7 protein-coding genes are annotated in these 6,000 nt (G+C 72.4%); 2 read left to right on the top strand and 5 right to left on the bottom strand.

Annotation, left to right across the window (positions count from 1 at the left end; all coding sequences use genetic code 11):
• The first annotated feature begins 161 nt into the window (after positions 1–161).
• Entirely contained in the window at positions 162–887 is a 726-nt protein-coding gene (locus tag ACFWPI_RS08095; protein WP_380374347.1) for a dienelactone hydrolase family protein, read from the top strand.
• A gap of 50 nt (positions 888–937) precedes the next feature.
• Here the strand turns inward: ACFWPI_RS08095 and ACFWPI_RS08090 are convergent, their stop codons facing one another.
• Both ACFWPI_RS08090 and ACFWPI_RS08085 read right to left on the bottom strand, forming a co-directional pair.
• Entirely contained in the window at positions 938–1,420 is a 483-nt protein-coding gene (locus ACFWPI_RS08090; RefSeq protein WP_380374345.1) for a hypothetical protein, read from the bottom strand.
• Positions 1,421–1,582: 162 nt separating this feature from the next.
• Entirely contained in the window at positions 1,583–2,182 is a 600-nt protein-coding gene (locus ACFWPI_RS08085; RefSeq protein ID WP_380374342.1) for a cysteine hydrolase, read from the bottom strand.
• A gap of 184 nt (positions 2,183–2,366) precedes the next feature.
• Here ACFWPI_RS08085 and ACFWPI_RS08080 point away from each other — a divergent pair, with 184 nt between their 5' ends.
• Complete coding sequence (locus ACFWPI_RS08080; RefSeq protein ID WP_380374339.1) at positions 2,367–3,302, top strand: LysR family transcriptional regulator; 936 nt, start codon at positions 2,367–2,369, stop codon at positions 3,300–3,302.
• Between the two features lie 107 nt (positions 3,303–3,409).
• Here the strand turns inward: ACFWPI_RS08080 and ACFWPI_RS08075 are convergent, their stop codons facing one another.
• From ACFWPI_RS08075 to ACFWPI_RS08065, 3 genes are all read right to left on the bottom strand, one after another.
• Complete coding sequence (locus ACFWPI_RS08075) at positions 3,410–3,838, bottom strand: hypothetical protein (RefSeq protein ID WP_380370997.1); 429 nt, start codon at positions 3,836–3,838, stop codon at positions 3,410–3,412.
• Between the two features lie 274 nt (positions 3,839–4,112).
• On the bottom strand, positions 4,113–4,574 hold the full coding sequence (locus tag ACFWPI_RS08070; RefSeq protein WP_063352552.1) for a nuclear transport factor 2 family protein: 462 nt from the start codon (positions 4,572–4,574) through the stop codon (positions 4,113–4,115).
• 322 nt (positions 4,575–4,896) lie between these two features.
• Positions 4,897–5,943: an alpha/beta hydrolase family protein gene (locus ACFWPI_RS08065; protein WP_380370994.1), complete on the bottom strand. Its 1,047-nt coding sequence runs from the start codon at positions 5,941–5,943 to the stop codon at positions 4,897–4,899.
• Positions 5,944–6,000: the final 57 nt, after the last annotated feature.

Here is a 6,000-nt window from a genome sequence, read left to right as displayed (position 1 = left end):
GGGTTGGGCCTGGCGTTCGAGGCTACGGCGTCGCCGCCGCCCGCCGCCCCACCCGCCCCCCACCACTGCCGTCGCCGCATCGTCCGAGGTACACCCGCGCCGTTCTGCCGCCGGCGAAAAACCGGCCCGCCCGGGCTCGACGCTCACTACAGTCCGGTCCCATGACGACGGTTACCACGCGCACGGTCGAGTACCCGGCCGACGGCCTCACGATGATCGGGCACCTCGCGCTCCCGGCCGGTACCGGCCGCCGACCCGCGGTCCTAGTCGGGCCCGAGGGGCCGGGGCTGAACGACTTCCAGCGCCGCCGGGCCGACGCCCTCGCCGAACTCGGCTACGTGGCAATGGCCTTCGACATCAACGGCGGGCGCTGGTTCACCGACCCGCAGGAGATGCTGACGCGCATCACTCCCCTGCTCGCCGACCCCGACCGGATGCGCGGCATCGGCCACGCGGCGCTCGACGTGCTGCGCGCCGAACCGCGGACCGACCCCGACCGGATCGCCGCCATCGGCTACGGCACCGGCGGCGCGATCGCCCTGGAACTCGGGCGCGACGGCGTCGACCTGCGCGCGATCGGCACGGTCAACGCCCTGACCACGGGCCGACCGGGCGAGGCGGCGCGCATCCGCTGCCCCGTCTGGGCCGGGGTCGGATCGGAGGACCCGATCATGCCGCCCGCGCAACGGGACGCGTTCGCCGCCGAGATGCAGGCCGCGGGCGTCGACTGGCGCCTCGTGGTCTACGGCGGCGCGCTGCACGCCTTCCACCACCCGACGGTCGGCCACGCCGTGCTCCCCGGCGTCGGCCACCACCCCCGGCACGCTCAGCGCGCCTGGCACGACATCGTCGCCCTGCTCACCGAGTGCCTGCCCGTAACGGAGTGACCTGGCCGTACCGAAGTGACCCGGTCGGCGGACCCGACCTGCCCGGCGAGTCAGACGTCGGCTTCTGCGATCTGACGCACCAGGTGATCGCCCTCGAACCAGCGGCTCAACAGCTGGTGAACCGGGTCCGGACTTCCCGCCTGGTCTCCACGGCCCCAGCCCCAGCCGGCTCCCTGGGCGGGCGGCGTGCCGCCGGTCATCGCGGCCAAGCGGATCAGCGCCGTCTCGGTAGCGCCCGCGTCCTCCTTCCCAAGGGCCCACATGAACGCCTGCGGATCCGCGGCAGCCGCCAGGACCGGGGAGAGCCCGCAGCCGGCCGAGTACCACAGGGTGTTTCCACGGCGACGCGCGTCCCGGAACTGCTCGGTCCACGTCCTCTCGTTTCTCGTTCGCCTGGCCACGTTGCCCGACCTGCCGATGTACAGCACCGGATGACCGACTGCCCCTACGTCCACCCAGACATAGATGCCCGATCCGGTCACCTCGTCCGCGCTCTCCGGCCCGATCGCCGCACGTATCGTGCCGATGTCCATGCACCCCTCCCAGGTCTCACGAAGGACGCCGACTGTACTGATCGGCCCCGGCGTACTGACAGCCGGGGCCGACCGACATCCCCTGGCCGACCTGTCCCGCCCACGGCGGCCACCTCGACGGGGCACCGCTGTTGCCGGGCGTCGGCGGTTCGACGGTTCGAGTCAGCCGGCCCGGAGCAGGGTGCGCAGCTCGGCGGTGTCGATGATGTGGGCCCGCGAGGGGAGGACCTTCTGCAGCAGGGCGTCGTGGACTTCGGTGTCCGGGTCGGCGACGCCGTCGGACAGGACGTAGAGCCGGTAGTCGCGGTCGGCCGCGTCGAGGACGGTGGACAGGACGACACCGCTGGTACTGACGCCGGAGACGACCAGCGTGGTGATGCCGCGCTCGCGCAGCTGCTGGTCGAGGTCGGTGTTGGACATGCCGCCGAAGCGGGTCTTGCGCACGACGAGGTCGTCGTCCCGGGGGGCCAGGCGCTCGTGGATGGCCGTGGCAGGGTCCTCGTGGTGCATGACGCGGTGTCGGGCCAGCGGGGCGAAGGACTTGTTGGTGGCCGGGATCGCGTCCCAGTCGGCCTCGGTGAAGCCGACGCGTACGTACGCGATGGTGCCGCCGCTGGTGCGGACGTCGGCGATGGCCGCTTCCACACGGTCGAGCAGGGCTTCCCGGCCTCCGCCCTCGGGCAGAGCAGCCAGGATCGCGGGCTGGCAGTCCAGGACGAGCAGAGCGGTGTGCTCGGGGTCAAGTGCGGGGGCGGTACTCACGCGAGTGTTCTCCTTGCTTAGCGGCACCCGGTCGGTGCGGGGACACGATTCGGCGGACCGAAAGCCACTCCCCCCGCACAACCGATCGGCGATCGGAAGCATCAAAGCGCGCCTCATCCCCGGGGATCAAACAACCCCAGGACCATCAACCCACAACCACCAGTTGTACCTATAGAGTGCCGCCATGGACCTCGACACCGTTCGGACCTTCGTCGCCGCCGCCGACGCGGGGCAGTTCCAGGAGGCGGCCGCCGAGCTGGCCGTCACCCAGCAGGCCGTCTCCAAGCGCATCGCCGCGCTGGAGCGCAACCTCGGCGTGCGGTTGTTCACCCGCACCGCGCGCGGGGCCGAGCTCACCATCGACGGGCAGGCGTTCCTGCCCCACGCGCGCGAGCTGCTGCGCGCCGCCGAGCGCGCGGTCGAGTCCGTGCGCCCCGGCCGCCGTCCGCTGCGCGTCGACGTGATCAACTCGCGCGGGGCGGCGTCGGGCCTGATGCGCGGCTTCCACCGCGCGCATCCCGAGATCGACCTCGACGTGATGATGCTGTTCGAGATCGAGACGGCCGTCACCGCCATCCGCTCCGGTGCGATCGACGCGTCCTTCCGCGCCGTCGTCGCGCCCGGCCGGCCCCTTCCCGAGGACATCGAGTCCGTCCGGGTGATCGACGAACCGCTCCAGCTCCTCACCGGTCCCGCCCACGCCCTGGCGGGCGCCCGGTCGGTGACCGTCGCCCAGCTCGCCGGGCACCGGATCTGGATGCCCGGCATCGTCCCCGGTACCGAGTGGGGCGCCTACTACGACGACCTCGTCGCCGAGTTCGGCCTCACCATCGAGGCGACCGGACCCAACTTCGGCTCCGACGCACTCCTCGACACCATCGCCGACACCCCGGCCCTGGCCACCTTCATGGGCGAGCACACCCGCCTCGCCTGGCCCGCCGACCACGGCCTGCGCCGCATCCCGGTGACCAGCCCGACGCCCGTCTACCCGCACTCACTCCTCTGGCACCGCGACAACCCCCACCCAGCCCTCGCCACCCTCCGCACCCACCTCGCCGCCACCACGCCGGGCCACGACGCCCCGGGCACCTGGACACCGGACTGGGTGCGCCCCCACTGAACGTCGCCGCAGTTGGTTCCCACGTCCGGCGCCGGGCGGTGCGGTGGCCGCTCGGGAGCGGGACCGCACCGCCCGGCGCCGGGGGGCTGTGGGCCGAGGGCCGTGGGTCAGCGCACGGTCACGGTGAACACGGGGGAGGCGACGTCTCCGCTGACGATGCGCAGCTCGTTCAGGCCCTTGATGCCGAGCTTCACGCCGAGCGAGTAGGAACCGTTGTGGTTGGTGGGGACGGAAGCCGGCAGGGTGACCCACTTGCCGTGCTGCTTCTGCTGCAGGGTCACCTTGGTGCCCGCCTTGAGGCCGGTGGTGGTGCCGTTGACCCGGAACAGCTGCCAGGCCTGGACGGACGTGACGGACGGCTTGGCGGTGATGCCGGCCTGCGCGGCGGCCTGCTGCGCCGTCGCCTGCTGCGTGGTGGAGGTGGGGTAGGCGGTCGGGGCGGCCGCCATGGCGGCGGTGCCCGCCAGCCCGAGGGAGAGCACGGCGACGGTGGTCACGGCGGCCAGGCGCAGGGAGTTCCGCTTGGAGACGATCACGGGTGCCCCTTTCAAGGGGAGGTGATTGCTCGGCCCGAAGAGCACGGTCGGCGCGATTCGGGCTCTGTCATCTGTAGGGACGCCGCGCTCCACACTTCGGTTGTGAGCGGATCGTCACCGCCTTGTAACAGTCGGCAATGCCTCGGAGTTCCCAACACCCGCGCACACGAGCGGAATTGGCGCATCCTCTTCCGCGAACGCGACGGCCCCCCTCGACGGCCCGCGCGGGCAGCCGGGCAGCCGTCCCTGGATGAACAAGTCCGAAGTCAGGCTCTCAGTGACGGTCGCCGAGGCTGGCGACCACGGCGGCCAGTCGGTCCATGGCGTGGGCTACGCCGAGCCCGTCCATGTAGTCGCGGACGTGCACGATCCGGCCGTTGCGGACCCGGATCACCAGGAGGCCGGGAATGCTGAAGGTCTGGCCGGTTGTGGTCACGGTCCCGGTGACGACCTGCTCGACGGTGATCACCTCGGGGTCGGTGCTCTCGTGCACGGCGACTTCGCGGATCTCCTGCGGTTGCGCCGGGCTGGCGCCCCAGGCCGCCCGGTAGCCCGCGCGGACCTCTTCGCGACCCTGGTAGCACGCGGGCATGCCGGGGAAGAGGAACGGGAACTCGTGGACGGCGTCGACGGTGTAAAGATCGGCCAGGTCGTCCGCTGACTTGTCGAGCATCGCCCGCTGGTAGCGGGCCAGGACCTCACGAGGGCCAGGGCTGGCGGGGGTGGTGTCCGGCATGGCGCTTGGGCTCCGTTCGGTCAACGCGGGACTGAGCTCTGTCGATCGATGGGCCGGGCGTTCGGGCGCACGGATGCGACGAAGGCCCCCAAGACCCGGTTGTGGCACCCGACTTGGAGACCCGCTTGACCGCACTCTACGTGAAGATCGACGCCGAGATCGGAGGAACGCGACGGATGGGACGACCGCCCCGGTCGAGAGTGCCGTCGTCGTGCTGGAGTGCGCGGTGCATGGACGCACCGTCCACAGCGAGCAGCCCTACGACAACCACCAGTGGCCTGATGAACGTCAATGCGAAGGCCACGGCCGCGCCGGCCCGCCCCTACCGACACCGCGCCAGCCAGGTCGCGATCTCATCCACCACCGCCGACTCCACGTGCCCCGGTCGCGCGTATTCGGCCGGGGTCGCACGGCCACTGCCGGGGAGGAAGAGGTGGTTGGCGTCCTGGTGGATCCTGATCGCCACCTCGGGCCGCTCTGCCAGGGCGTCCTGCCAGCGCGTCAGGTCGTCGGCGACGGTGACCTGGTAGTCCCGGCCGCCCTGGAGGATCAGCATCGGGCGGTCGAGTGCGGCCGCCGTGGCCACCGGGTCGTACGCGCGCAGGTCGAGCCAGTAGGCGGCGGAGAGTCCGAACGGCAGCAGCTCCGACGGCGTGTCGGGCATGAGTTCGGGGCCCGCCACCAGCGCGGCCTGTCGGGCCAGCGCCGCCACCGCGTCGTCGATGCCCGGGCCGGGGGCGAGCGCCGCGAGGTGGCGGGCCACCCGGACGGCCGCCTCGTGCATCGGCTGGGCGTCCGCGGCGAGCAGCACCAGTCCCGCGATCGACGGGTCGGCGGCGGCGATTCGGGGAGCCACCTTGCCGCCCATGCTGTGGCCGACCAGGTGGATCCGGTCCGCGGCCACCCCGGGCTGTCGCCGGAGCAGTTGGACGGCGGCGAGCGCGGGCGGCAGGTACTCGTCGGCCATGGTGAAGTCCGAGGGCAGGTGGTCCGGGTGCGCGAAGGTGGCCTTGTCGAAGCGCAGCACGGCCACCTGTCGGCTGGCGAGCCCCCAGGCGAGGTCCTTGAGCGGCTTGTTGGGGCCGCTGCTCTCGTCCCGGTCGAACGCGCCGCCGCCGCTGAGCAGTACGACGGCGGGCCACGGTCCGGGGCCGGCGGGCAGGCTCAGCGTGCCGGGTACGGCGAGCGGACCGGCGCCGAGCCGGACTTCCCGTTCGGTGAACCGGGCCTGGTCCGCGTAGGGCGGCGGCTGCCACTCGGCGCCGTCGTCCTGGGCGAGCCGCAGACCGTGCAGCAGGCCGTCGGCGCCGACCGACGTGACCACGGTGAAGCTGCCGTCCGCGCAGGTCACCGGGATTCGGACGCGCACCGGGTCGGCTTCTCCGGGCCCGCTCACCGGCTCCCCGATCGCCCTGACCCCTCCCCG

This window comes from Kitasatospora sp. NPDC058492, from assembly GCF_042720685.1.
Taxonomy (GTDB): Bacteria; Actinomycetota; Actinomycetes; order Streptomycetales; family Streptomycetaceae; genus Kitasatospora.
The sequence above is the reverse complement of the archived record's forward strand: the minus strand, read 5'-3'. Positions and strand labels throughout refer to the sequence as shown.